The sequence below is a fragment of the Nostoc sphaeroides genome (genome assembly GCF_003443655.1).
Lineage (GTDB): Bacteria > Cyanobacteriota > Cyanobacteriia > Cyanobacteriales > Nostocaceae > Nostoc > Nostoc sphaeroides.
Genome location: NZ_CP031941.1, coordinates 766,749 through 792,064, shown reverse-complemented (window position 1 = coordinate 792,064; position 25,316 = coordinate 766,749). Strand labels below are relative to the sequence as shown.

The window sequence follows — 25,316 nt, the reverse complement described above, 5'->3', positions numbered from 1 at the left end:
CCTCTGCGTTTCAAAACAAACCTCATTTCTTCAAATAACCCTTTGGATCTTCCGCTACCCAACCCAGAGATGAGCTAGAACGCACTTCAAAATGGAGATGCGGTTGAGTGGATGTTGGTTTCCCACTAGTACCTACCGTTCCCAGTAAGTCTCCTTTTTTTACTTGTTGACCGACAGAAACCTTGATAGTGTCAAGCTGGGCATAACGGCTTTGGAGTCCGCCACTGTGGTTAATAATGACTAACTTGCCATAAGAACCTTGGTCATTAGCAAAGGCTACGGTTCCAGGTGCGATCGCTAGCACATCTGTACCAACTGGTGCTAATAAATCAACACCACTGTGGAAGAAAACTTCACCTGTAGCAGGATTAATTTGCCAGCCGTAAGCTAATCCCACATTTGCCACTTCCCCCAAAGGATAGCCAGACAAAGATGCACGGTTTGGCGTACCTGCATTAGTAGGTACGGACTTAGTTACAACACCATTGGGCGACCAATTTACCCCCGGAACAAACACAATTCTGGGGTCTTGTTGGCAGCCATTCACCTCAAAAAGGCTATCAGCACGAACTTTGTATTGTGCCGCCACTTGTCGCCAAGTTTGACCACGAGGCACTTCGACGACAATCCCATTGTAGGGAGGAATCTGAAGTACACTACCAACGGGTGCGATTGTACCGCTCTGCAAAGCTGGATTCATGCCGATAATAGTTGTAGGTATGAGATTGTAGCGCTGGGCTATGCTCTCTAAAGTTTCGCCACGAACAACTTTATGGCGTTGGAAGCGAGATAGGGCTGGAGTTGGGCAACCACCCACAGCAGCGTTGGCGCTGTTGATGTTTGGCAGTATGGATACTAAGCTCAAGGCGCTAACTAAGCTACAGAGAAACAGTTGACGAAAGGGTAAAGTCATGTATACAGGTCAAGATCGCATTATTAAATTTTAAATGGCAAGAGTGGGGAGTGGGGAGATGAGTGAGGGACAACAATTAATAACCAATGACCAATGACTAATGACTAATGACTAATGACCAATGACTAAATTGATCTGTCCACTTGCCGTTAGCTTGACTACACTTAGAAATTAGCAACTGCATTTCTGTCCTTAAGCAGAATGATTATGAAGTTATCCTTAAAACAACTGGCGGTTTATGTATTTTTACTGGCGTTTGGCTGTGGTGCAGGTTTATTTGGCAGTCGCTATCTCCTGCTCAAAAATCCCTCATTCCAACAGTTAAAAAATGTAACAATGGCTTCGCCTCCAGAATCTGTAGTGCCATCTTCTAACGGAGCGATTGGGGCTACTGGGGGCGATAATGTGAATTTTATTGCGACGGCAGTGCAAAAAGTTGGCCCGGCTGTGGTACGAATTAATGCCACTCGCAAAGTCGCCAATCCTATCTCTGACGCTTTGAAAAATCCCCTCTTGCGGCGATTCTTTGGAGAGGATGAGCAACCAATTCCGCAAGAACGCATTGAGCGCGGTACAGGATCGGGATTTATTTTGAGCGAAGATGGAGAATTAATCACCAACGCTCATGTGGTAGCCGATACAGATACAGTACAAGTCACCCTCAAAGATGGTCGGAGTTTAGAGGGGAAGGTGGTAGGAGTTGATTCCGTGACAGATGTGGCGGTGGTGAAAATAAAAGCGAATAATTTACCGACTGTGAAATTAGGCAATTCGCAAAACTTAATACCAGGACAATGGGCGATCGCTATTGGCAATCCTCTAGGTTTAGATAATACTGTCACTATCGGCATCGTCAGCGCTACAGATCGCACCAGCACTCAAGTCGGTGTCCCAGATAAGCGAGTCAGCTTTATCCAAACTGATGCCGCAATTAACCCTGGTAATTCCGGTGGCCCCTTGTTAAATGCCCAAGGCGAAGTGATTGGTGTTAACACTGCCATCCGCGCTGATGCTCAAGGACTCGGCTTCGCTATCCCCATTGAAACCGCCGCCCGCATCGCCAATGAACTTTTTACCAAGGGACGTGTGGAACATCCCTTCTTGGGTATTGAAATGGCAGACCTTTCTCCAATCAAAAAACAGCAGATTAATCAAGAAAATCAGATCAACATTCAGCAGGATGCTGGGATTGTGATTAAAGGAGTCACAGATGATTCCCCAGCCAAGCGTGGAGGACTGCTTCCTGGAGACGTGATTCAAAAAGTTAACGGTAAACCAGTCAAAATTTCAGCCCAAGTTCAGAGGGTGGTAGAATCCAGCAAAGTTGGCGACATTTTAGCTATCGAAGTCAACCGTAGCGGTAAAATTCAAACCTTCAAAGTACAATCAGGAGCTTATCCTGAAAGGAAGTAGTCAGGGAACTCCAAAAAATAAATTATTCCACATTAAAGTCGTTGACTGTTGACTGTTGACTGTTGACTGAAAACTCGTGAACCTTCAACGGTCAACAGTGAACAATAGCAATGGAATATTTTTTTACTTGGAAGTCCCTCAAAATAATTAGTAATTCGTAGTTGCAAGACGCTTGCGGACACCAGAAAGCGCGTCGCTATCAGTGGAAGCTTGAACTCTCCACAAATGTCTTGTTAACCACTAAATTTTTAATTCAGTATGGGCTGCTATACCCTTTTTAATTACGAATTACGAATTACGAATTAGTAATTATTTGGTCAATAGTCCCAGAATATTTGACTACTGACTATTGATTATTGACCATTAGACAAATGCTCTAACTGCATTCTTTGTTCCATCTGGCGCAGAAAATACCCTGTCATCATGGCCGACGCTAGAAGCCCAGCTAAATTCTCCCGATCTGTTGTGATTTGCACGTTGAAATTTTCTGGCGGGAGCATTCCCACAAGCCCTTGGACATTTTGCGAGATGATTTGTTTAATTTCGGGGCTGGCGGACTGAGCAATCCTGGCTAAAACATCAGGAGACTGATGCTGTAGATATTTGAGCAACTGATTGGGGTATTGCTCAGAGTGGTCTGAAAGAAGTTGATTAGGGTGTTCCTCAGAGTTGTCATTTAAAAAGTCAGGATTAAACACCATTGGCAGTTTTATTTAGCTTAATTGCTAACTCTACTCTAAACCATAGTACAAGGGTAGCGCATTCACCACACGTATAAGTCAAGAGGAGGGGAATGGGGAATAGGGAATGGGGAATAGGGAATGGGGAATAGGGAATGGGGAATAGGGAATGGGGAATAATCAAGAGTTCTTCTTCCCCTACCTTCCCTGCTCCCTCATCCCCCTCATCCCCCTCATCCCTCACTCCCTACTCCCCACTCCCCACTCCCTCCAGTTCTAGTTCTAGTTGTTCTTCCTTCTGGCTAGTGGAAAGTATTTGGGGGAGTTGTTCGATTTGGAAATATTGATGAAATTTTGGGGTTACTTGCAGTGAATAGGAGCGAGAATCGCTGTCTCGACGCTTGCGGATGAAACCAAGTTCTACGAGTTCTGGAACGTGCTGATATACTCCTGAACCGCGCAGGTTAATCAAGTCGCTCTGGAGTATGGGACTATTGAGGGCGATCGCGGCTAAAGTTCGCAATGCACCTACACCCAATTCTACTGGTATCATCGTTTGCACTAAATCATGAAAATCAGACCGTAGTTGCAAACTGTAACCATCTGAAGTTTCTACTACCTCTAAGGCGCTATCTCGGTGGGCATAGTTGTCCATTAGTTCAATTATGCCTTCTTTGACAGTGGCGCGATCGCACGCGGCATACTCGGCGATTTCGCCGAGCGACAAGGGTTTACCTTTTAAATACAGAATTGCTTCTATCTTTGTCGCTGTGGCTGTAATCATTTAGTCATTAGTCATTAGTCATTGGTCATTAGTCATTTGTCACTTGTACTGAGCGTAGTCGAAGTATTGGTCATTAGTACATGACAACTAACAATCAACAAGTGTGTGGCATTATATCGTAAATTGTCAAAATATTTGTTGACAATTTCAAATTGGGCTTTCAAATTGGGCATTGGAGATTAGTTATTTCCCTCTGCTCCCCAGTCCCCAGTCCTTAGTCCCCAATCCCTCTACTCGTGAGAATAAATTCTGCGATCGCTAAATCTTGGGGAGTTGTCACTTTTAAATTTGTCTCTTCTCCCTCGACAATTCGCACTTCAATACCGCACTTTTCAAACAAAGCGGCATCGTCTGTTACTTCCCAACCTTGACGGACACCTTCAGCGTGGCACTGTTTCAACAACTTGACATCAAATCCTTGGGGAGTTTGTGCCGCCCATAATTGCCGTCTATCGGGTGTTTTTTGAATTATGCCTTGTTCATCGACAACTTTAATGGTGTCTTTGACGGGGACACCAGCAATTAAACCGGGACAATGGCGAATCGCCTCGGCACAAGAGTTAAATAAATCTGGTGTGGCCAGACATCTAGCCCCATCATGAATTAATACTTGTTCTGCGGCTACTGGTAGCGCCTGCAAGCCATTGTAAACAGATTCTTGACGGGTGGAACCACCTGTAATCAATTCCACTGGTTTAGTCAGCTTCAGATCGGCGAGAATTGCGTTGAAGTCTGGCCAATCGGTAGGTTGGGAAATAATTCCGATCCAACTGATTGTATTGGCGGCTTCTGCGGCTAATAGAGTCCAAGCAATAATTGGTTGCGATCGCACGACTAGCAGGAGTTTATTGCGGTTACTACCCATTCTTTTTCCGGTTCCCGCAGCTGGAATTAGTAAATACACAGAATTCCTCAATCTTTAAGCTATATATTTTCCCCTAAAATAGGGAGCGAGTAAGCGTCAATAAATATTATGCGAGTAGTAGCCCTTGTACCTGGCGGAATTGGCGACCAAATTCTCTTCTTTCCGACTCTAGACGACCTAAAGCGCAATTACCCTAACGCTCAGATAGATGTCGTTGTTGAACCCCGGTCAAAGGCTGCCTACCGAGTGAGCAAGTCAGTTCACGAGGTACTGCCCTTTGATTTTCAAGACCGTAACAGTCTGGCGGATTGGGGTAATTTGGTCGGCAACATTCGCGATCGCGAATACGATGTTGCCATTGCTGTTAAGCAAAATTGGTTGATGGGTCTTTTACTCTGGTTAACGGGAATTCCTATACGTATTGGCTACAAAGGCAAAGGATCGGGTTTTCTTACCCATGCTGTGCCATTAAAACCATCCCAGTATGGGGCGGCATTTTACCACGATTTGCTGCAACCATTGGAAATAAATAGTCCTGTCCCAGAATTAGCTGTAAATGTACCAAAAACAGATATTGAGTGGGCAGAAAAGGAACAAAAACGCTTAGGGGTGCATGAAACAGGCTATATCTTGATTCATGGAGGTTCTGGCCAGTTATCCCAGGCTAAAGAACTGGATAAAATCTACCCTGTCGAGAAGTGGCATCAAATTATTCAAAACTTCCAAGAGAAGCAACCGGATTTGCCTGTGGTGGTAATTAAGGGAGTTGACGATGAGCAGTTTGTGCGATCGCTTTTGGGGTCTTCTCCAAATATCAAGGTGACTGCCCCAGATGATATTGGTAAGTTAGCTGCCATAATCGCCGGGGCAAATCTGATGTTGTCTACTGATACTGCGGCACTACAACTGAGTGTTGCAGTCCAAACCTATACCATTGCCCTGTTTGGGCCCACTGATCCTGCTAAGTTGTTGCCGAAAAACGATAAATTCCTGGCCATTGAATCACCCACGCGAAAAACGGCGGATGTTTCACCAAATGCAGTTTTGGAGAAAATTTGGGGGGGCTAAACCAGCAGTTTGTCCCAATTTCTGCAATCGTTCTATTGGATATCCAAGAAATAAATTATCCATCTTGTGGGGTGGGCATCCTGCCCGCCTGAATATGGGACGGGTGTTAGCGTAGCGGCACGCAGTGCGGACACCCATCCCACAAGAAAATTTTGGATGTTTTTTTATTTGGAAGTCCCCTATTGGATATCCAATATAGTTATGCGTTTGTTGAATGACCGCAAAACCTGGACGTGACAGCTAGATTTTGCGGTTATTCAGAAGAAGAATACAGAATCAAGACGCTCCCTACGAGATACTTCTCTATTTCCCAGTCGTCCAAAATTCATATTGAATTCTGGCTCCTGACTCCTGAATTCTTTTTTGTTAAAATATCTCAAAAAAAGCATCATCTAATTCATAACCCAGCATTTGGGCCATAGACTTCAGCCGCGAGAGGCTGGGGATACTTTGCTGTTTGAGCCAATCACCTAAAATAAAGATTTTGTGCATCAAAAATATTTCTAAGGCTTCTGGATTGTACTGAATGCCTTCTTTAGCACTGAACTGGTGTGGTACTAGCATGGCGCTATAACGAGCAAATTCTCCAGCTTTCCAATCTAGTAAAAATGGTAACCAGGGATATTTCGCATCTAGGCGCACAAACCACAGCCGCACCTCTGGAATTTCTGAGAGTTCCCGTGGATCGCCAGGTTCGAGTTCATAATTGATATCAAAGCGTAGCTGCTGTTCATGGGATGCAGCCCCATCTTGCAGCAGTTGTTCAATCACCGTTGACGCAGGCGACAGATCCAGATTGTTAATGAAGTCATTATTGAGTGCGATCGCAATTGTCTTTGACTCAGCAGCCACTTTCTTTTTGCTCAACTGTAGGATCGAGAATATACAGTAGCAGCTTTCAGGCATTGACGCTACATTGACTTTTACTAGCAGAAAGTCTTCTTTACTACGATGCCTGCCATTAGAATTAGCCTACTTGGGGCAGGCGTTGCCTTTCCCAAGGTGGACATTTACAGCAATTTTAAGTTAAAGTTGTAATGAGTTTGTTTTAGATTAAGGTCTGAGAAAGTAAGCATCAACAAGCAAAAAAATCATTATTACCACCTGTCACTTCCGCAGCATCAAAAGCCAAAACACAAGTACAGGTTAAATAGCGGTGTGCAATATCATTGCATATATTAAATAACCAATAAACATTTAGACGGGAAAATCACCCCAACAGTTAAGAAGCTGTAATATGCAAAAAAAAACAATTTCTACAAAACCAATTCGTTCTCTAGAAGATGCGCTTGAGCAGTGCCAAATTTTGGGTATGCGTGTCAGCCGCCAGCGTCGCTTTATTCTAGAATTACTTTGGCAAGCAAATGAACATCTTGCGGCAAGAGAGATTTACGATCGCTTAAACCAACAAGGTAAAGATATCGGTCATACTTCTGTTTATCAAAATTTAGAAGCATTATCTAGTCAGGGTATCATTGAGTGTATTGAACGCTGTGATGGGCGTTTGTACGGCAATATCAGTGACTCTCACAGTCATGTAAATTGTATAGATACAAATCAAATTCTTGATGTTCATGTGGAACTCCCAGAAGAGTTAATCCGCAAAATTGAAGAAGAAACAGGAGTGCGGATTACTGACTATAGTATTAACTTTGTTGGCTACCGTAACCAGGAAGAGGGCTAGGGGGCAGGGGGCAGGGGGCAGGGGGAGAAGAAAAACTATTAGATTCTTGAGCTATTCCCAATGCCCAATGCCCTATTCCCTATTCCCCAATAAAAGTATTGCCAAAAATTGTTTCATCATTGGCATCATCATCATATAAATCTGCTGGTAAAATTGTGCCTTCGGAGCTTTCAATTAGTCCGATCGCAGGGAGTTTGTTCCAATTATTATCTGTGTTTGTCGCAATTTTGACGGTGTTTAAGAAGGGCTGCTGCGATTGCGAATACTTCAATCTTTGAAACGACTCTTGGGAGAAGGAAGCATCATTTTCGCTGGCTAATTTTTTGTCAGCCTCAGTGAGAATGGCATCAAATAAGCAGGCGTTAGTGAGATTGGCAGAATTAAGATTTGCCCCCATGAGATTTGCCTGTTGCAGGTTTGCGCCTGTAAGGTTTGCACCTGCGAGGTTTGCACCTGCGAGGTTCGCCTGTTGCAAATTCGCTCCAGCCAAATTCGCCCCGATTAACTCCGCATTAGATAAGTTTGTCTGCTCAAGATTTACCCCAGTTAACATTACTTGTAACAAAGAGGCTCCCGATAAATTGAGTCCAGCCAGAGACTTAATTCGGGTTATGAAGGCATTCTTATGTAAAAGGGTTGTTCTAGCAATCAGCGCACTTAAAGCCTCTGGATTGAATTCTGCCAAATTTACTGGATTCCCACAAGGCCAAAAAGGAACTTTTGTTTCTCGGTAGCAAGCACAAAGCAATAAAAACACATTCAGTCCCACCGCAGCATTCACCTGCTCAACATTCACCGGGTTTTGCAGTGTATGGAAATGAGTCAAAGCTTTGTGGGCTATACCTTCATCGAACCAACAGCCTTGACAGTAAGCCCGCCAGAAAGACAACAACCGTTGGAACAAAACTTCAAAAGAAAACTTGTGCTTTTGCTCCCGGCGTAAAATTGCGATCGCTAATTCCTCAATTTCTTGGCTAAGTATCCCGTAACCCAGTAAATTGTAAATATGCTGGGCTACATCACTAGGAGAATCAACCACAAAAGTGAGCGTGCCATAAACCTCATTTTGGCACTGAGTCAGTAATTTTAACTCAGCAGTCACAGCCTCAGCACAAAGATATTCTCCTAATTTGACATGCGAAAACTCAATTAAACTAGTTTTTGCTGCGCTTTTTACATCTCGAATTTTAAAATAAAAGGCTGGTAAAGGATTAAATTCACCAGCCAATTTAATTTGATGACGTTGTGAGTGTAAAATTTTCAGAGCGATCGCTTGCATCTGATCAAGTAAATCTTGGGGATAACGACTAGCGAGTAAATTAGCGATCGCTTCGTTAGTCCGGTGGATATGAGCCGATCCTGAGCGCAATAGCATCGTCTTAATACCGCCAATTAGCGGATAGCCCAACAACCATCGACTCAGGCGATGATAAATTTCCCATAACAGAGAATACTTTGGGTTATTAGCCGCTAAGTGTAATATTTCATCATCTAGGAGTCCGTCGCGGTGTAAAATGCCCAATAAATGCAGCATTAGGGGTTGACGGATAAGGGCAGATAATTCTTTTAACTTTGATTGACTGGCAAATAAGCCTGTCTGTTTTAAGAATGTAAAGAAATTTTGAGCGATCGCCAACGATTGCACTTTTGTCCACTGCTGAAACCATTGTTTGAGTTCTTCCGCATCCAACGGCTGAATGATAATTCGCTTCAATGGCAACGGTATTTCTGGGGCAATTTCTGGTAATGTCATTGAGCGACTTGTTAAGAAAATTTTGTGTCGGTGCTGAGATTGAAAGTTCAGTAATTGCTGAATAAAAATTGCTTTTGCCCTTATACCATGAGCAGAAGGGGGTAATTCATCCAAACCATCCAGCAGCAACAAACAAGGGACATTTTCTTGCTCTAACCAAGTTGAAAGATTAACACCAAAGGCAGAATTTAGAGTTTCGATAAAAGTTTTGCCATAAGTTACATCCCGTAACCTAATTACTATAGGCATCCAATTAGGGTAAAATTCTTGTGCTACCTGTGCTGCCCAGAGTTGACAAAAACTAGTTTTTCCATAACCAGGTTCTGACTCAATGAGTGCGATCGTTGCTAAATCAGCTAACTGTTGCTGCGCCCATGTTTTTAAATCAACTGGCTTAACAGTTTTATTATCCTGCTCAGAAATACTTTCCTCTATTGGTAAGCCTTTTTGTGCAACATAGATATCCTTGAGGGCAAAGGATTCTATCAGCAAAGGCATACTGAGGTTTTTAATCAAACTTGCCCGATAATGTTCTCGGTGCAAATCAATTTTCTCAGTGGCTATAGAACCCACTTCTGGGGCGATCAAACTAGGAGATAATGAAATCCCTAAACGAAAAAATTTTTGCAGTTGGGCTAAAGGTGCAGCATTCTCAGTGACGACTACCAGTAAGTGACCAGGAAGTGAGTTAACCAAACGCTGTGTTAAAAGTTTAGCTTCCGGTTCCTCTGCCCCATTGGCAACAAACCAAGCTATGGCAGCGTTATTTATTTGTTGTACCAGTAATGAGTCGGCAACCAAAGACAGCGCTTGTTCAGCTTGAGTATCAGTTAATTTACCTGGACTGAGAGTTTTTAGTAACCCTTGCAGTTGCGGATCTTGGAGGGTGAGTTTACCCATTTCCTCCTTCGGGATGGGTATATTTGCCCGGTCTAGCCACGGTCTTTGCAGGCTTGCTTCCTGTTCTAGAACTGCTTGCAAAGCTTGGAGATAGGCAATTTGAAACGCTAGCCATGTGCCTTCGTTACGTTTTAACGGTTTTTTTTGGCTGAGGCTACGCAACAGGTTTTCTGTCAGATGGGAAATGACATAGATTTCTTCCCAAACAATAGCTAAGGGCAGTTCTAAAACCTCTACCAAAGTACAGATATCAAAAGGCATCAAGCTTTTGACTTCCATATCCTGAACAATCCGGTAGGCAATACCTGCCAATTGTCCCGCCGAAAATCCTCTAATTTGATTGAGTGCGATATAGTGTTCTGCCAACCAGTGCCGAATACTCAAGTTCATTTAATTACACAGTGAAGGCTGCATAAGGCAATTATGATCGAATTATCTGACAATTCAGGTTATGTGGAAAAGTCCACCAAAAACCTAATCCCCTTCCCGACACTCTAAGTGGGAAAATTCAAAGTCTCTCTCCTTAAAGGATGAGAGAAATAGAAGTGAGGTTTTCCAGATACCGCTGAATTGTCAGATCGATTTATCAGTTTGCGAAAACAGGTAACAATGGGAATGACAAAGTTTGGTATCAGAGTTGTTTTCTGATTGGTAAAAAACAGTGCTTGTGTAACTGAGTAGACTATGAGCGATCGCCGGATAAAATTATTGTTAATCGACCAAGACCCGATTTTTCGTCTGGGATTACGGGTAGCTCTAGAAGCAATTCCTAGCCTGGAAGTAACAGGAGTGATAGAAACTGATACTGCTGCCTTGCAGATTTTAGCAGAAATTGCCCAAGAAGACCCAAATCAGGTAAATTTGGTAGTTTTGGAATTCGGTAATGGTCGCTCCACCACCAGTCAACAGCTAGGTTTACAATTCTGTCGGCAACTCAGAGCCTTATATCCCAACCTGCCAATTTTGCTCCTCAGTTCTATTCAACAACAAGGACTGCTATTGGCTGCAAAATCTGTTGGTATTAATGGCTACTGCCCCAAAGGTACACCACTTCCTGAATTAGTCGCCGCCATGCAAGAAGTTGCAGATGGTGGTGACTATTGGTTCCAAGACACGCAACCAATCACAACTCCTAACTCCCCACTCCCTAGTACAGACGCGATTAATCGCGTCTCTACCCACTCCCCACTCCCTTTATTTAGACTCCGAAATAATTTACGTTTGTCAGGAATTGCTCACATTGAAGCTACCTTAGCGGCAGTAACAGCACAATTACAAGTTCCCGGACTACCAGTATTAGATCGAGCAATTCTAGCTGGACAACGGCGAGAACTGCTAGCGGCTCGTTGGTTGCTAAATCGATTGTTGGTTTCATCACAAGAAAAGCAATCAGATATTCCCGTTGCTGATGAGCCGCCTATCACTCCTTCGTTGAGTAGTGCTATTCAACAAAGGCAAATGTCACCTTTACTTAGTCCGGGAACACTACAATCTGCATTATTTGCATCTTGTGTTACCAAACTTCAATTTCCTTTACGAAATGTCACAAATATACCTTTAGAAATTGATATATTTCGTGAAGATAAAAAACGGGAATTACTTTATCTTATACTGCAAAAATTGGCTGGGCAGTTGGATGAATTGCGTACTTCTCAAATAGAGATAAATGAATTATATGAGGTCAGACTGAGATTATTACGCGAGCTATGGCAAGCAGCAATTACAGATTTTTTTGGCAAGTTTTCTCGGATAAAAGTAGGAAACCAAAACATAGAAATTCTTAATTATTTATTACCAAGCATAGAAGTTGTGCAAAGAGATATTCTTAATAAAATTCCGCTAGTTTGTGAGTTATATTCCTATCTACTGTTTCAAACAGAATTGAACATTGATAATACCTCCTATCCAGTAGTCAGCGCGGAAGCCAAGTCCCAAGCATTAATGATTTTAGAGAACTTATTGATTCAGGTAGCGAATGGGGTAGTGCAACCACTGTTAAATTCTTTAGCAGATGTAGAGGAGATTAAGCAAAATTTTTATGGACGGCAATTGATTTCCACAAGAGAGATTGAACGATTTAGAAATGATTTATCGTGGAAATATAGATTAAGAAATTATATAAATGAACCAAAAGCAGTTTTTGAAAGTCGCTACGAACTATTTGTAATTGCGCCTCGTGGGATTGCCATTACTTCAGTTTATGCTCCTCGAAATCAGGAATTAGTAAAATTTTCTAATATTCCTTTAGTAGTGACATTGGTTTTAGAATTTAGTGATGCGATCGCACCGCGTTTAAAATCACTATTAGCTTTTGTAGGTAGCGGTATAGTCTTCATTCTCACCCAAATAATTGGTAGAGGTTTAGGTTTAATCGGTCGTGGTATTCTTCAAGGTATTGGTAGTGCTTCGTTAATAGAAAAAAACTTTAGACGAAATAGCGATCGATCCAAGTGAAGAGGCAGGGGGAGAAATCAATTAAAAATTAAAAATTAAAAATTAAAAAACTTCTGCTTTCTGCCTCCTCTTTCCGAATGACAAATGACAAATGACAAATGACTAACAATGATTTTATCGGACTAGGAATTTCTTATGTTTATGCTATTGGTCTGCTCGTTATTGGCGAGGGACTGCGTAGGCTGCTTGGCGTAAAGCCGGATTTGACCCGCAAGGTAATCCATATTGGTGCAGGGATGTGGGTTTTTGGTGTCCTGCTACTGTTTAAGCACTGGGAAATCGGAATTATACCTTTTGCTACCTTTATCGGACTCAACTACCTGTTTTACCGCTACCGAATCATTGGCGCAATGGATACCCAGGATAGCTCCCCTGGTACAGTTTATTTCGCTATTTCAGTGACGCTGCTTTTCGGGCTACTATGGCGACCAGATGGGCCAGTAGATAGCGTTGCGATCGCAGTAGCTGGGATAATGGCAATGACTTGGGGTGATGCACTAGCAGCATTAATCGGTAGACGCTTCGGGCAGCATAAATACCAAGTGGGAAATTCTGTACGTTCCTGGGAAGGTTCAGCAGCAATGTTTGTGGCGAGTACAGTAGTAATTTTCTTAGTGCTGTTGCTGCTACCTGGTTCGTCACTGAGTCCCCTAGCAAAATCTTTTAGTTTGGCATGGGCCTTATTGACGGCGGTAATAACTGCTACTTTCGCCACCCTAGCAGAGGCAGTTTCACCCCACGGCACAGATAACCTCAGCGTACCTCTAGTAGCTGCGGGAGCAGTGTGGGTAATAATGCAAGTATTTTAAGGGATTCCCAATCTACTAGTACCGCAAAGCGGAAGTCAAAAGTCAAACTAATTCATAATTCAATACAGTTCAGTTAAGGATAATCGTAGGTTGGGTTGAACTTTAGTGTTACCCAACAAATTCTGATAAATGTTGGGTTTCGTTCCTCAACCCAACCTACGCAGTTTAAGGTTTTTGGCTCTAACCCAAGCGTATTGATTCATAATTGATAATTAATAACCACCCATTCCAAAAATAACCCCTCTTCATAACTGAAAAGGGGTTATTTTTAGGGGTTAAGAGAATTAAATGTGGTAAATCACCATTTACCGATCGCGACTATTAATTAAGAACAGCAATTGCTGGGCGGCTACCAGCAGCGTGACGGTCAATCACTTGGTCAATCAAACCGTATTCCCTGGCTTCCTCTGGTGACATGAAGAAGTCACGTTCAGTATCTTCAGCAATCCGCTCAATTGGTTGACCTGTATGTTCAGCTAAATAGTCGTTTAGCCGCCGCTTGTGGTACAGAATTTCCCGCGCCTGAATTTCAATATCAGTCGCCTGTCCTTGAGCGCCGCCTAGAGGTTGATGAATCATAATCCGAGAATGGGGTAAACTCATCCGCTTACCCTTAGCACCAGCACTGAGGAGGAAAGCCCCCATACTCGCCGCCAATCCGGTACAAATTGTACAGACATCAGGGCGAATATGTTTCATAGTGTCAAAAATGCCCATACCAGCCGTCACCGAACCACCGGGAGAATTGATGTACATATAAATGTCTTTCTCCGAGTCTTCGGCATCCAAATACAGCAGTTGGGCAACAATCAAGTTAGCAATGTTGTTGTCAACTTGTTGTCCCAAAAAGATGATGCGCTCACGCAACAGCCGTGAGTAGATGTCAAAGGCGCGTTCGCCTCGGCCCGATTGTTCAATAACGATAGGAATCATGGAAGCGTGTTTGTGGCTACTTTAAATACATTTTATCGGTGACAGCACGAAACTGGGGTTTATCTCTACTGTTCTCAAGCAGATAATCAAACCTTTCTCGTTTTCTCTCGCCCAAAAAGAGTACAAAAGATGATTTGGCGATAAATTCAACCCCCAAGGGCACTTTTTAACCGCAAAAGGTGTCTAAGAGAATATCCCATGAAGACCAAATCAAAAAACTCCAATCATCGCCAACCTCATATCTCGGCATTTGCTGGACAACTTGGCGATGTGGTGATTAGACCGATAACCAAAATCAGATTTGCTTAGGGAATTATGTTAATCCTGTAACAATTTAAACATTTTTTTAGGATTTCCCTCGGCAAATATCAAATTATTTTTGTTACATTCAGTAAGTTGCTCAAACTAAATGTATTTAGAATAACCAGTCATACTTGAAATGCTATCCATTCAGAGAGACGTGCCATGCTGGAAAAACTTATACAAGCCGCCATCATCACCTTCTTGCTCCATCTGATAGCAGGACTTAGCCCAAATAGTTTAATTCAGTCAAAGACAGCATCACCTGTGCGAGAAACGCCACCAAATATTGTTAGTTTACTTTTGCGATCTTTTCAGTAAGAATTTTTCACAAATTGCATAGGTGTCAAAATAATTCGTAATTTATAATTCGTAATTCGTAATTATCACCCCATGACTGAAGTCGCTTGCTCTGAAATCTGACAATTCAGGTTATGTGGAAAAGTCCACGAAAAACCTAACCCCCTAACGCCTAACACGTAGCGATAAGGGGGAAATTCAAAGTCTCTCTCCTTAAAGGATGAGAGAAATAGAAGTGAGGTTTTCCAGATGACCTGAATTGTCAGGCTCTGAAATAAGGAATAAATTTATTTGTCTCCATAAACTTTAGTTAGTTGTTCTGTATCTTTAAATACGAATTACGAATTACGAATTAGTAATTATTTGGTCAGCAATAAGCTGTTATGTATACAACTTGCACAATCAGGGCGCTCATGTTGCCCACCCCACAACCATGTTGAAAAAATATTAGTGCAAATTAAAGGCGCAACAGCTTATCACCAAGCTCCTCGCGCCGTGGAAGCCCCCGGATTTATCCGTGGGGGTAAGGCGCAGGCGAATTTATTCGCCTTTCAAAAAATATTCGTCACCTGTGATATAATCGTACTTATGGAACAAGTACTGACACTGGTTTGCAAGCTTAATCCCACATCTGAACAAATCGCTCAAATCGAGACGACATTGAAAGCGTTTGCGGATGCTTGCAACTATGCTAATCAGCAAGTTAAACCCCAGATAACAAGTAAAACGACCATTCAGAATATGGTCTATCAAGACTTGCGCTCGATGTTTGGGTTGTCTGCTAATTTGGCAGTCAGGGCTTGTGCCAGAGTAGGAGCTAACCGCAAAACTGCTAAACAGAAGAATAAGCCAGTCTTGATTTTTAAACCAACTAGCGCTGATTACGATGCTAGGATTTTTGCTTTTAGAGAGAAAGATTGGACTGTAAGCCTTACATTGTCTGAAGGCAGGGAGCATATCAAATTGGATGTGGGAAACTACCAGCAAGGTAAACTCAAAGGTAGAAAACCAACATCGGCACAGTTGTGCAAACATCGGGATGGTTCCTACTACATTCATATTCAAACTAAGGATGAAGTTCCTGAGCCACTTAAACCAACCAATGTTATTGGTGTGGATTTTGGGCGTAGGGACATAGCCGTAACTAGCAATGGGGACAAGTGGGACGGAAAACAAATAGACGAGGTTCGAGATAGATACGCCAAAACTAGAGCTTCTCTCCAACAAAAAGCTATCATAGGCACAAGGTCTACTCGCCGTCGTGCGAGGCAGATTTTGCAACGGTTGTCGGGGCGTGAGAGAAGATTTCAGCAATGGCTCAACCATCAAATCAGCGTTGCGGTTATTCAACAGGCCAAAAACGCCAAAGCGATTGTCGCTATTGAAAACTTGACTGGGATTAGAGAGCGCACTAATACTCAACCTAGAAGTAAAGTTGAGCGCAGACGGTCTAATTCTTGGTCGTTTTATCAATTGCGATGCTTCCTTGAGTACAAGGGTATCAAAGAAGGAGTTGAGGTGATTGCAGTGCCTCCAGCATATACAAGCCAAACCTGCCACCAATGTTTGCACATTGGGCTGAGGTCGGATAAACGCTTCAAGTGTGGTAACTGCAAATGGCATGGTGATGCTGATTTGAATGGTGCAAAAATGATTTCTTTATTGGGGCAATCTGTAAGCTTGCCCGGAGGTTCGGGTTATTTGTGTTGTAATCTCAGCACAGATAGCTCAGGGCTACTACAAAGCCCCGCCCTTTAGGGCTGGGGTTAGCTTACAGATATGCACTACGACCTCTTACCCAAGAGATAATTCGCTCGTAGGATTTCTTGCTTATCTATATAGCCGTCTAGCCTAAGACTCTTGAGAAGAGGATAGACTGAGCAAAGAAGGCAACTATTTGCATTTAATCATGACCAATCGCCTTGCTGAAGCTAAGAGCCTCTATCTCCGCAAACACGCCGAAAACCCGATTGATTGGTGGTCTTGGTGTGATGAAGCACTTGCAACTGCAAGGGCGCAAAATAAACCGATTTTTCTCTCCATTGGCTACTCTAGTTGCCACTGGTGTACTGTCATGGAAGGCGAGGCTTTTTCTGATATTGCGATCGCCCACTACATGAATGCTAATTATCTTCCCATCAAAGTAGACAGGGAAGAAAGACCTGACCTCGATAGCATCTATATGCAAGCTTTGCAGATGATGAGTGGTCAAGGGGGTTGGCCTTTAAACGTATTTCTTTCCCCAGAAGATTTAGTGCCGTTTTATGCTGGTACTTATTTCCCTGTAGACCCGCGTTATGGTCGTCCGGGATTTTTGCAGGTGTTGCAAGCTCTTCGCCGTTATTACGATACCGAAAAAGCAGAATTACAGCAACGCAAAGCCTTAATTATTGAGTCGCTGCTAACGTCTGCGGTGTTGCAAGATGGTACAACAGATGAGCTTGAAGACCATGAATTACTCCGCCAAGGTTGGGAAACCAGCACAGCTGTAATTACTCCTAGTCAATCTGGCAATAGTTTTCCGATGATTCCATACGCGGAATTAGCACTGCGGGGAACTCGATTTAATTTTGAATCTCGCTATGATGGCAAGCAAGTTTGTACCCAACGCGGATTAGACTTAGCGCTGGGAGGTATTTACGACCATGTGGGCGGTGGCTTTCATCGCTATACTGTTGACGCTACTTGGACAGTACCCCACTTTGAAAAGATGCTCTACGACAATGGACAGATTGTGGAGTATATAGCTTCTTTATGGAGTGCAGGAGTACAAGAAGCAGCCTTTGAAAGAGCAGTTGCTGGTACTGTACAATGGCTAAAGCGAGAAATGACCGCGCCTGAAGGTTACTTCTATGCTGCTCAAGATGCCGACAGCTTCATTGATCCCACGGCAGTAGAACCAGAAGAAGGAGCCTTTTACGTCTGGAGTTACGGCGAACTACAACAACTGTTAACACCTGAAGAATTAACGGAATTAGAACAGTTTACGGTGACACCTAACGGCAACTTTGAAGGACGAAATGTCTTGCAAAGACGCTATTCTGGGCAACTGAGTGCAACGGTGGAAACGGCTCTGAGCAAGCTGTTTACCGCTCGTTATGGCGTTAGTTCTGAGTCTTTAGAAACTTTTCCCCCGGCTCGTAACAACCAGGAAGCAAAAACCACTAACTGGCCAGGTCGCATTCCTTCGGTGACAGATACGAAGATGATTGTTGCTTGGAATAGCTTGATGATTTCTGGACTGGCTAAAGCTGCTGGGGTTTTCCAAGAACCGTTATATCTGGAATTAGCAGCAAGAGCAGCAAATTTTATCTGGGAAAATCAGTTTGTCGATGGGCGTTTTCAGCGACTCAACTATCAAGGAGAACCAACCGTTTTAGCGCAGTCTGAAGATTACGCCTTTTTTATTAAAGCTCTGCTGGATTTACAAGCTTCCAACCCTGAGCATAAGCAATGGTTAGAAAAAGCGATCGCTATCCAAGATGAATTCAACGAATTTCTCTGGAGTGTCGAATTAGGTGGTTACTATAACACATCGAGTGATTCTAGTCAAGATTTAATTGTCAGAGAGCGCAGTTACGTTGATAATGCTACACCATCAGCGAATGGAATTGCGATCGCTAATCTTGTCCGTCTCGCTTTACTCACCGATAATCTAGATTATTTGGATTTAGCGGAACTTGGTTTGAAAGCTTTTAAGAGTGTCATGCATCGCGCTCCTCAAGCTTGTCCTAGTTTATTTACAGCTTTGGATTGGTATCGTAATTCTACCTTGATTCGCAGCACCACTGAGCAAATAAACTCTCTGATCCCCAAGTTTTTACCAACGGCTGTGTTTACCGTAACATCTGATTTACCAGAGGGAAGCATTGGGTTAGTTTGCCAAGGTTTGAAGTGTCTTGCACCAGCAGAAAATGTAGAGCATTTATTGCAGCAAGTAGAGAAAAGTCAGGTGAGGGCGTGAAATAGTTTCCCCACGACTAAAGTCGCTTGCTCTGAAAAAAAGGAATTATGTTTTTTATCTCCATCAATAAATTGATTTGCTCTGTACCATTAATTACGAATTACGAATTACGAATTAGTAATTATTCGGTCATGGAGTGAAGGCATCACGGGGAAGAGTACGATCTCGACTAAGGTCAAGTTCTTCGATGAGTTCAGCCAAGGGGGATTGACGGAAAAACTCTGAGATTTTGCTTGGTTGATCTGGGTGGGTATTGTTATGTGTAGTCAGGCTTTGGGCAAGGAGTTGGATGATGTAGAGTTTATCGTTGGGAGAAAGCTGAAGGAGTTGTTGTTCGAGTTCTTGGATAGCCATGATGGGGTTTAAGTAGAAGATAAATTTATTCTACTTTCAGCGTCAGGGGTTAATTTAGTTTGACTCGTTTTTTACCCTCTATTTTTTTGACGAATGACTATTAACTCGTGTAGTAAATTAAACGCCATAGTTTTAGCAGGTGGCAAAAGTTCTCGGATGGGTCAAGATAAAGCCTTGATTCCCATTCAAGGGATACCTTTGTTGCAGCGAGTTTGTAGCATTGCTCAAAGCTGTGCTGATGTTATTTATATAGTTACTCCCTGGCCAGAACGCTATCAAGATTTGCTTTTGCCTGGTTGCCAGTTTATTCGGGAAGTACCTTTATCTGGAGAATCTCTAGCCCACGGGCCTTTAGTTGGGTTTGCCCAAGGGCTAGCTGAAGTTAAAACAGATTGGGTGCTGTTGCTTGCTTGCGATTTGCCGAGGTTGCGGGTTGAGGTGTTGCAAGATTGGGTAACTAGACTTGATAGCGTGGGAGATGATAAGGTCGCAGCTTTAGCCGATCATCCTAAAGGCTGGGAACCTCTGTGTGGTTTTTATCGCCGTCGCTGTTTGCCACAACTCTTAGAGTTTATCAACCAAGGGGAGCGATCGTTTCAGCAATGGCTGCGGCAATATCCTGTAGAAGTTTTGCCTTTACCAGAACCCGAAATGCTGTTTAACTGTAATACGCCAGCAGACTTGGCTAAGAGTTAAGCCTTAACTCAAGCATATTGCTGTTTACCGACTGCGACAAAATTTGCGATCGTTATCACTTTCAGGATATTGCCAAGAATAGGCAAAATGGCTAACTCCCTTCAGTTGGGGGGCGTATTGGCGAAGTGCCTGCATTTGCGCTTCTAGAGATGGACGATTACTAATAGATTCTCCCCATTTGCCTGCTAAAGCTGGGATTATCTGCGTACCGGGTTTTGCCATACTCAAAACTCGTTGCACTTGCGTCACAATACAACTGACATTACCGCAATTCCCATAAGCCATAGGATGCCACTGCAATGTGGTGGGGAACCGATCCCAAGGTTGCAAACGGGAATCATAACCTTGCCCTACAGTTTGGTTGCCATCCGAAAAAAACACTACTCCCGTAGGAATACCTTGCTGTTTTGCTGGATAACTGGCTATGGTGACAAAATCTAAAATTCCTTGCATGGCATGGGCAACAGCAAGCTGCCATAATTCCCATTGTAAAAGCGGCTGTCTATCGGTTGCAGGCAGAATTGATTTTTGCGCTGGTGCAGGAATGCGTCCTTGCCAGAGGGGTTCGCCTTCTTGGGGATAAAGGTTATCAACTTCCGCTATATCTCCGGCGCCGACGAATCCCTTACTCAAAAAGCGCCGAATCAAGTCCAGCCCTTTGTAATTTAGTGCCCGTTTAAATAAAGCTTCTTGGGTTGCGGGACTATATAGCCATAAATCTGAAACTTTGGTGGCGATGGAATCACTTCCTGCTTGTCGGGGATAGCGTATATAGTCTAATAACAAGCCATCTGGACGACGGCGCAAAATTTCTTTTACTAATTGGTAGTAGTCGCGTTTTGCTTGTAAGTTGTAGGGGTCGATAAATACTTGAGAGCCGTTATCTACCACATATAGGCTCGTTTGACCTTTGCCATTACGAGCGATCGCACTTTCTCTATCTGGGCGCTGGGCGTAAGTATAGCCGAAATTGGTCGTAAACATCCAGGCATAAACCTTTAAACCGCGTTGCCGACCTTTTTGAATTGCTGTGGCGAGTATATCGACGTTTTCTGCTCCTGGGGTGCGAATTACAGAAGGCCAAACCGTCGGGTTAGCTTTTGCTGGCAATAATGCCTGTCCGTCGTAAAATACTTCTAAATAAACTTGGTTGTAGCCACGGTTGACAATCCGATCCATAGTCTGATCAATTATTCCTGGCTGAATGTCACAAGGATACAAGCGCAACCAAATGGCTTGGACTTGCGGCCAAGTTTTAGTGCGGCACTCCTGTAATTTCTGTGCCTGTTCTTGTAGCATGTCTTGATAGCGGGTTTGGGCATCTGGTTTGCCTTTGAGGGCTGACAAACGTAAGTTTTCTTTTTCTTGTGCCGCCGTTGATGATAATTGACAATACTGGGTTACTTGCGCCCTTGCTGGTTCGCTTCCAAAGTTGGGGAACAACGAACTACTAGTGAAAACAATAGCGAACAGGCGCCGCCAAAATAATGTTGATCTTGCAACGTTCAAGGGATGGTTAGACATATCTAGCAGTAGATGGACACAATAATCATCAACCCCAATTCAGATAATTGTGGGTAAAATGTATATAATTATACGTTTAAGCAACAGGGGTTTTTAAACCTATTTTTTTAAGACTACTAAAGGGTTGTTTGTGTTGCTGAATTTTTTGATAAAGACATGAATACATATAGGGAAGTATAAAACATCTGAATACACACCAAGCTTAGCCTGTTATTGGGTAGATTCTGCCTGTACCTTAGTTAGTGAAAATCTGCTTAAGCTGATGCGCGTCTAAAATATATAAACACTATTGATGTGATGGTCGTTAACACTCATCAGTCATCAGTCATCAGTCATCAGTCATCAGTCATCAGGTAAATGTACAAATTAAATGCGTAACAGCTTATGCCATTCTTACCCCAAAAGGAATTTTAATATGCATCGTCGTTGGCTTTTATCTGCTTTAGCACTTTTGATGAGTATACTTTTAGCTGCTTGCACGACTGCAACCACTCAGCAGCCATCAACAAAAATCACAAACCCTACTGAGACGACAAACACAAATTCTCAGCAATTATCAAAAGGATCAGCAAAAAGAGTTGTTGCTCTTTCTTCTCTTTCTGCTGATATTATCTCTCGACTCGATCAGACAAAAATTGTTGGAATCACTGGTAGTAAATTATTTAAGGATGACTCAAAATTTAAGGATATTCCCCGTGTTAGTGAAGGGCAAAGTCCGCCAAATTTAGAAAAAGTGGTAGCACTCAAACCAGATTTAGTTATTGGTGCAGAAGGTTTTTCTAACATCCCAATTCAAAAACTTCAGCAGCTAGGAATTCCGACTTTGCTCACTAAGGTGAATAACTGGGAATCTCTAGAAGAACTTACTAAAAAACTGGCGGTGTTAATTAATGCTGATCCTCAACCTTTGTTAAACCGTTATAAAACTTTCTTGCCAGAAAAGCCAACTCAGGGTTTTTCTACTCTAGCGCTGGTTAGTCGTCAACCAATTTTAGCACCGAATAAAAATAGTTGGGCAGGGGATTTGCTGGCAAAATTCCAAGCTAAAAATATAGCAGCAGATTTACAAGGAAAAAGTCCTGTTGGTGGCTATGTGACGCTTTCGGCTGAGAAAGTTTTAGAAGCAAATCCAGAGGTAATAATTTTGGTTAATCCCCCACAAGGAAATTCGGAAGCAGGGCTTTTAGATTCGCTGAAAAAGGAAGCTTTTTGGCAACAACTGCAAGCAACTAAAAATAACCGAGTCTATGTGTTTGATTATTATGGTCTGGTGAATCCAGGTAGTATAGATGCCATTGAAAAGGCTTGTCAGCAGCTTAAGCAAGCCTTGTTTGTAAAGCAGGGCACTTAGCTCGTCTTACAAATGCCTGTACCCAATAGTAAGACAAGATGAATTAAACAATTACTCTAATTACTTCATAATTAAAATCAGTTTTAACCTACTGCAAAACATCTTTGCCATTCTTTTTTTTGTGCTAAAGAATGATTAACCAATTTATTTTTAAAGCATTTTTTGCACTCAAGATTCTCACTCGGCAATACTCAATACTTTTTATTGCAAAGTAGTTAAATAAAGACAGTTTAGCCTTATAAACAAATCTAACAACTAGCTATTTACAATATTCTTGAAGAAGAGATACAGCTAACTCAAAACTATTAGGTTGAGTTTGTACTGCATAGGCTTCTCTTTATAAATCTTTTCGTTTGATATCGGTATAACGTTGAAAAAATGGTTTAGCATAATTGCTTGGTTGAATGTCTAAGCCTAAAGTTTTGATTTTTCCTTTTCCGGCACATACCTGCGCTGCATGAACAGTTTCATGGATTAAGGGACTTCCAAGTAAAAAAATATTCCATTGCTATTGTTCACTGTTGACCGTTGACGGTTCACGAGTTTTCAGTCAACAGTCAACAGTCAACTACTTGAATGTGGAATAATTTATTTTTTGGAGTTCCCTAATGTTTGAGTCCCGATACCTAACTCAAACACTATGGGATTAATCCAAATTTTTTTGTCAGCTTCTCTTAGTAACCCATAAGCTCCTCGCTTTGGTGGTAGTGCAACAATTACCTGAAACCCTTTTTTTTCTAATTTATTTTTTAAATCTAAAAATTTTATTTCTGGATTGGATATTTGAGAAAGCAACAGTAAGGAATTTAATATAAAAGTTTTGCTCATTGCCTAATCCGCTTTAGAAAAGCTTTGGTTACTTTGTGTTGGTGACAAATACCCATCGCTAAGGTGATTCCCAGTCATAGATAGACTGGGAACGAAGCAACTGACTGTGCTTTTAATCCTTTGTAGAACTAAGTGGTTTTTGACCAAAGGGGATATTTTTTTTACCTTCAGGAGAAGCACCGCCAAGACTGCGGAAATACAGTCCTCCAATGGTAAGTAAAAATGCCACATATCCCACTGCTTGCACAAGATAGAGATTGTCTCTATAACCAAATAAAGATTTGAGAATAATGCCAGGAAACTGTTCGTCAGGCAAGATTGTGGAAGTATTTGAAACCATTGGCCCCAAAATACACGAGTGGACTTTTGTAAAACGTTCGTAATAGAAACAAAGGCCTTCTGTGGCGCGACTGCTAAGGGCAAGGTTAGCCACTGCTTCGTCAAAATGTTTCAAGGCTGATACTACCAACCCAGCGACAATCAACACTAATAAAACGCCCATTACCTGGAAAAACTGGCGGATGTTAATTTTGACACCCCATTTAAATAGCAGCACCCCAATGGCAGATGCCGCTATTAAACCAGTAATAGCACCCAAGGCTGGCATTAATCCCTGTTGAAAATTAGCTGCAACGAAGAGAACAGTTTCAAAGCCTTCGCGGACAACAGCAATTAAAATTAAAGTAAAAACACCCCAACCAGCATTTGAGTTTTGTGTCAGGGCTTCTGTTACTGCTCCCTCAACTGTAGCTTTCATGAATCTGGCTTGTTTAGTCATCCAGATTAGCATCCAACTGAGCATTGCGATCGCTAACACACTAAACACACCCTCTAACGCTGGCTCAACGATGGTGGTGTATTGAGGATTCGCTGCTCCCAGTATTTGAATTACCCAACTGAATAGCACGCCTATTAAGGCACTAACGACAATACCAACGCCGACACCAGCATATACCCAAGAGTTGAGTTGGGATTGTTTAGCTTTTTTCAGCAAAGCTAGCACAATACCAACAACAAGGGCAGCTTCTACTCCTTCTCGGAGCGTTATTACAAAAGTAGGTAAAGCAGTACTAAAATCCATTTTTTATCCTTTGTTTTTGTCATTTGTCCTTTGTCATTTGTCCTTTGTCATTTGTTTTTGACTAAGGACTAATGACTAAGGACTAATGACTATTAACTAAAATCGCGTAGCATCTTTTTGAGTTCGAGATTATGCATCTCTTCTTGCCCAATCATACCGCGAGCGAATTCTTCAAGATAAATGCTGGCATTGGTAACAGTATCGAGCAGATTTTTATACAGATCCAATGCCTTTTTTTCGTGGGATAAGCTTTCTTCCAAGATATCCTTGACTTTATGCTGGTAGGTTTCTTCCATTGGGGCAATTTTCAGGGAGGGATGCCCATCTAAACCGGTGAGAATTTCTCCTACTTGTTCGGCATGAAGTAAAGATTCACTTGCCTGTGCTTTGAAAAAAGCCACGATTGGAATACGGTTAGGGCCAGTCACCATCAAAGAATAATGTGTATAGCGCACTACCCCTGCTAGTTCAAATTCCATGATGGCGTTCAGGAGATCAATGGTCTTTTTATGGTCAAGTTCTTGCATCAGTTGTTAGTTCAAGTAACGAATTTTAATGAGTTAGGAGTTAGGAGCGAGGAGTTAGGAATTGTAAGTTAGAGGTTCGGGATTCATAACTCATAATTCTTGTACGCGATTAATCGCGTCTTTCCTAACTCTTGT

The 25,316-nt window shown here is 42.5% G+C and carries 23 protein-coding genes; 10 read left to right on the top strand and 13 right to left on the bottom strand.

From position 1 onward, the window contains the following. Positions 1-22 precede the first annotated feature (22 nt). A complete protein-coding gene (locus D1367_RS03660; RefSeq protein WP_118163004.1) occupies positions 23-913 on the bottom strand; it encodes a peptidoglycan DD-metalloendopeptidase family protein in 891 nt (296 codons plus the stop codon). A 207-nt stretch (positions 914-1,120) separates the two neighbouring features. Here D1367_RS03660 and D1367_RS03655 point away from each other — a divergent pair, with 207 nt between their 5' ends. Then, complete coding sequence (locus D1367_RS03655; protein WP_118163001.1) at positions 1,121-2,326, top strand: HhoA/HhoB/HtrA family serine endopeptidase; 1,206 nt, start codon at positions 1,121-1,123, stop codon at positions 2,324-2,326. A 32-nt stretch (positions 2,327-2,358) separates the two neighbouring features. Here D1367_RS03655 and D1367_RS31555 read toward each other — a convergent pair whose 3' ends face one another. From D1367_RS31555 to ispD, 4 genes are all read right to left on the bottom strand, one after another. Continuing rightward, positions 2,359-2,508, bottom strand: coding sequence for a hypothetical protein (locus D1367_RS31555; RefSeq protein WP_220451002.1), 150 nt, complete (start codon positions 2,506-2,508; stop codon positions 2,359-2,361). A 171-nt stretch (positions 2,509-2,679) separates the two neighbouring features. Continuing rightward, entirely contained in the window at positions 2,680-3,027 is a 348-nt protein-coding gene (locus tag D1367_RS03650) for a DUF760 domain-containing protein (protein ID WP_118162998.1), read from the bottom strand. Positions 3,028-3,253: 226 nt separating this feature from the next. After that, positions 3,254-3,790: an SMC-Scp complex subunit ScpB gene (scpB, locus tag D1367_RS03640; RefSeq protein WP_118162989.1), complete on the bottom strand. Its 537-nt coding sequence runs from the start codon at positions 3,788-3,790 to the stop codon at positions 3,254-3,256. Between the two features lie 214 nt (positions 3,791-4,004). After that, the gene (ispD, locus tag D1367_RS03635; protein WP_118162984.1) at positions 4,005-4,694 is read right to left on the bottom strand and encodes a 2-C-methyl-D-erythritol 4-phosphate cytidylyltransferase; all 690 of its coding nucleotides are present in this window, start codon (positions 4,692-4,694) and stop codon (positions 4,005-4,007) included. Between the two features lie 69 nt (positions 4,695-4,763). Between ispD and D1367_RS03630 the strand changes: the two genes are divergently transcribed. Beyond that, entirely contained in the window at positions 4,764-5,723 is a 960-nt protein-coding gene (locus D1367_RS03630) for a glycosyltransferase family 9 protein (protein ID WP_118162980.1), read from the top strand. Positions 5,724-6,089: 366 nt separating this feature from the next. Here the strand turns inward: D1367_RS03630 and D1367_RS03625 are convergent, their stop codons facing one another. Next, the gene (locus D1367_RS03625; protein ID WP_118162976.1) at positions 6,090-6,575 is read right to left on the bottom strand and encodes a CRR6 family NdhI maturation factor; all 486 of its coding nucleotides are present in this window, start codon (positions 6,573-6,575) and stop codon (positions 6,090-6,092) included. Positions 6,576-6,960: 385 nt separating this feature from the next. Here D1367_RS03625 and D1367_RS03620 point away from each other — a divergent pair, with 385 nt between their 5' ends. Next, positions 6,961-7,407: a Fur family transcriptional regulator gene (locus D1367_RS03620; RefSeq protein ID WP_118162972.1), complete on the top strand. Its 447-nt coding sequence runs from the start codon at positions 6,961-6,963 to the stop codon at positions 7,405-7,407. Positions 7,408-7,486: 79 nt separating this feature from the next. Here D1367_RS03620 and D1367_RS03615 read toward each other — a convergent pair whose 3' ends face one another. Then, entirely contained in the window at positions 7,487-10,450 is a 2,964-nt protein-coding gene (locus tag D1367_RS03615; protein ID WP_118162967.1) for a pentapeptide repeat-containing protein, read from the bottom strand. A 294-nt stretch (positions 10,451-10,744) separates the two neighbouring features. On the opposite strand from D1367_RS03615, the gene D1367_RS03610 reads away from it, so the two are divergent. After that, on the top strand, positions 10,745-12,514 hold the full coding sequence (locus D1367_RS03610) for a DUF3685 domain-containing protein (RefSeq protein ID WP_118162963.1): 1,770 nt from the start codon (positions 10,745-10,747) through the stop codon (positions 12,512-12,514). A gap of 98 nt (positions 12,515-12,612) precedes the next feature. After that, the gene (locus D1367_RS03605; protein WP_118162959.1) at positions 12,613-13,323 is read left to right on the top strand and encodes a diacylglycerol/polyprenol kinase family protein; all 711 of its coding nucleotides are present in this window, start codon (positions 12,613-12,615) and stop codon (positions 13,321-13,323) included. A gap of 321 nt (positions 13,324-13,644) precedes the next feature. On the opposite strand, the gene clpP is transcribed toward D1367_RS03605, so the two are convergent. Further along, on the bottom strand, positions 13,645-14,256 hold the full coding sequence (gene clpP / locus D1367_RS03600; protein ID WP_118162955.1) for an ATP-dependent Clp endopeptidase proteolytic subunit ClpP: 612 nt from the start codon (positions 14,254-14,256) through the stop codon (positions 13,645-13,647). Positions 14,257-14,721: 465 nt separating this feature from the next. On the opposite strand from clpP, the gene D1367_RS30425 reads away from it, so the two are divergent. The 3 genes from D1367_RS30425 (at position 14,722) to D1367_RS03590 (ending at position 18,820) form a co-directional block, all read left to right on the top strand. Continuing rightward, entirely contained in the window at positions 14,722-14,877 is a 156-nt protein-coding gene (locus tag D1367_RS30425; protein ID WP_181985059.1) for a hypothetical protein, read from the top strand. 567 nt (positions 14,878-15,444) lie between these two features. Continuing rightward, entirely contained in the window at positions 15,445-16,614 is a 1,170-nt protein-coding gene (locus D1367_RS03595; RefSeq protein WP_118171082.1) for an RNA-guided endonuclease InsQ/TnpB family protein, read from the top strand. A 151-nt stretch (positions 16,615-16,765) separates the two neighbouring features. Continuing rightward, positions 16,766-18,820: a thioredoxin domain-containing protein gene (locus tag D1367_RS03590; RefSeq protein ID WP_118162951.1), complete on the top strand. Its 2,055-nt coding sequence runs from the start codon at positions 16,766-16,768 to the stop codon at positions 18,818-18,820. Positions 18,821-18,949: 129 nt separating this feature from the next. On the opposite strand, the gene D1367_RS03585 is transcribed toward D1367_RS03590, so the two are convergent. Next, positions 18,950-19,174, bottom strand: a complete 225-nt coding sequence (locus D1367_RS03585; protein WP_118162948.1) for a hypothetical protein — start codon at positions 19,172-19,174, stop codon at positions 18,950-18,952. Between the two features lie 93 nt (positions 19,175-19,267). Between D1367_RS03585 and D1367_RS03580 the strand changes: the two genes are divergently transcribed. Continuing rightward, positions 19,268-19,870: a molybdenum cofactor guanylyltransferase gene (locus tag D1367_RS03580; protein ID WP_118162944.1), complete on the top strand. Its 603-nt coding sequence runs from the start codon at positions 19,268-19,270 to the stop codon at positions 19,868-19,870. A 24-nt stretch (positions 19,871-19,894) separates the two neighbouring features. Here D1367_RS03580 and D1367_RS03575 read toward each other — a convergent pair whose 3' ends face one another. Further along, positions 19,895-21,394 (bottom strand): family 10 glycosylhydrolase, encoded by a 1,500-nt coding sequence (locus D1367_RS03575; RefSeq protein ID WP_118162939.1) that lies wholly within the window; start codon positions 21,392-21,394, stop codon positions 19,895-19,897. 415 nt (positions 21,395-21,809) lie between these two features. Here D1367_RS03575 and D1367_RS03570 point away from each other — a divergent pair, with 415 nt between their 5' ends. Then, complete coding sequence (locus tag D1367_RS03570) at positions 21,810-22,745, top strand: ABC transporter substrate-binding protein (protein ID WP_118162936.1); 936 nt, start codon at positions 21,810-21,812, stop codon at positions 22,743-22,745. A 588-nt stretch (positions 22,746-23,333) separates the two neighbouring features. On the opposite strand, the gene D1367_RS03560 is transcribed toward D1367_RS03570, so the two are convergent. From D1367_RS03560 to D1367_RS03550, 3 genes are all read right to left on the bottom strand, one after another. After that, positions 23,334-23,573 carry a hypothetical protein gene (locus D1367_RS03560; RefSeq protein WP_181985058.1) on the bottom strand — a complete coding sequence of 80 codons (240 nt, stop codon included), beginning with the start codon at positions 23,571-23,573 and terminating at the stop codon, positions 23,334-23,336. A gap of 112 nt (positions 23,574-23,685) precedes the next feature. Continuing rightward, a complete protein-coding gene (locus D1367_RS03555; protein ID WP_118162931.1) occupies positions 23,686-24,654 on the bottom strand; it encodes an FTR1 family iron permease in 969 nt (322 codons plus the stop codon). 92 nt (positions 24,655-24,746) lie between these two features. Beyond that, positions 24,747-25,181 carry a ferritin-like domain-containing protein gene (locus D1367_RS03550; RefSeq protein WP_100901802.1) on the bottom strand — a complete coding sequence of 145 codons (435 nt, stop codon included), beginning with the start codon at positions 25,179-25,181 and terminating at the stop codon, positions 24,747-24,749. Between the last annotated feature and the right edge of the window lie 135 nt (positions 25,182-25,316).

Bases quoted from the DNA above. Each gene is read 5' to 3' on its own strand.
- D1367_RS03660 (WP_118163004.1), bottom strand. From the start codon at position 913: ATGACTTTACCCTTTCGTCAACTGTTTCTCTGTAGCTTAGTTAGCGCC.
- D1367_RS03655 (WP_118163001.1), top strand. From the start codon at position 1,121: ATGAAGTTATCCTTAAAACAACTGGCGGTTTATGTATTTTTACTGGCG.
- D1367_RS03650 (WP_118162998.1), bottom strand. From the start codon at position 3,027: ATGGTGTTTAATCCTGACTTTTTAAATGACAACTCTGAGGAACACCCT.
- scpB (WP_118162989.1), bottom strand. From the start codon at position 3,790: ATGATTACAGCCACAGCGACAAAGATAGAAGCAATTCTGTATTTAAAA.
- D1367_RS03630 (WP_118162980.1), top strand. From the start codon at position 4,764: ATGCGAGTAGTAGCCCTTGTACCTGGCGGAATTGGCGACCAAATTCTC.
- D1367_RS03620 (WP_118162972.1), top strand. From the start codon at position 6,961: ATGCAAAAAAAAACAATTTCTACAAAACCAATTCGTTCTCTAGAAGAT.
- D1367_RS03615 (WP_118162967.1), bottom strand. From the start codon at position 10,450: ATGAACTTGAGTATTCGGCACTGGTTGGCAGAACACTATATCGCACTC.
- D1367_RS03610 (WP_118162963.1), top strand. From the start codon at position 10,745: ATGAGCGATCGCCGGATAAAATTATTGTTAATCGACCAAGACCCGATT.
- D1367_RS03605 (WP_118162959.1), top strand. From the start codon at position 12,613: ATGACTAACAATGATTTTATCGGACTAGGAATTTCTTATGTTTATGCT.
- clpP (WP_118162955.1), bottom strand. From the start codon at position 14,256: ATGATTCCTATCGTTATTGAACAATCGGGCCGAGGCGAACGCGCCTTT.
- D1367_RS30425 (WP_181985059.1), top strand. From the start codon at position 14,722: ATGCTGGAAAAACTTATACAAGCCGCCATCATCACCTTCTTGCTCCAT.
- D1367_RS03595 (WP_118171082.1), top strand. From the start codon at position 15,445: ATGGAACAAGTACTGACACTGGTTTGCAAGCTTAATCCCACATCTGAA.
- D1367_RS03590 (WP_118162951.1), top strand. From the start codon at position 16,766: ATGACCAATCGCCTTGCTGAAGCTAAGAGCCTCTATCTCCGCAAACAC.
- D1367_RS03585 (WP_118162948.1), bottom strand. From the start codon at position 19,174: ATGGCTATCCAAGAACTCGAACAACAACTCCTTCAGCTTTCTCCCAAC.
- D1367_RS03580 (WP_118162944.1), top strand. From the start codon at position 19,268: ATGACTATTAACTCGTGTAGTAAATTAAACGCCATAGTTTTAGCAGGT.
- D1367_RS03575 (WP_118162939.1), bottom strand. From the start codon at position 21,394: ATGTCTAACCATCCCTTGAACGTTGCAAGATCAACATTATTTTGGCGG.
- D1367_RS03570 (WP_118162936.1), top strand. From the start codon at position 21,810: ATGCATCGTCGTTGGCTTTTATCTGCTTTAGCACTTTTGATGAGTATA.
- D1367_RS03560 (WP_181985058.1), bottom strand. From the start codon at position 23,573: ATGAGCAAAACTTTTATATTAAATTCCTTACTGTTGCTTTCTCAAATA.
- D1367_RS03555 (WP_118162931.1), bottom strand. From the start codon at position 24,654: ATGGATTTTAGTACTGCTTTACCTACTTTTGTAATAACGCTCCGAGAA.
- D1367_RS03550 (WP_100901802.1), bottom strand. From the start codon at position 25,181: ATGCAAGAACTTGACCATAAAAAGACCATTGATCTCCTGAACGCCATC.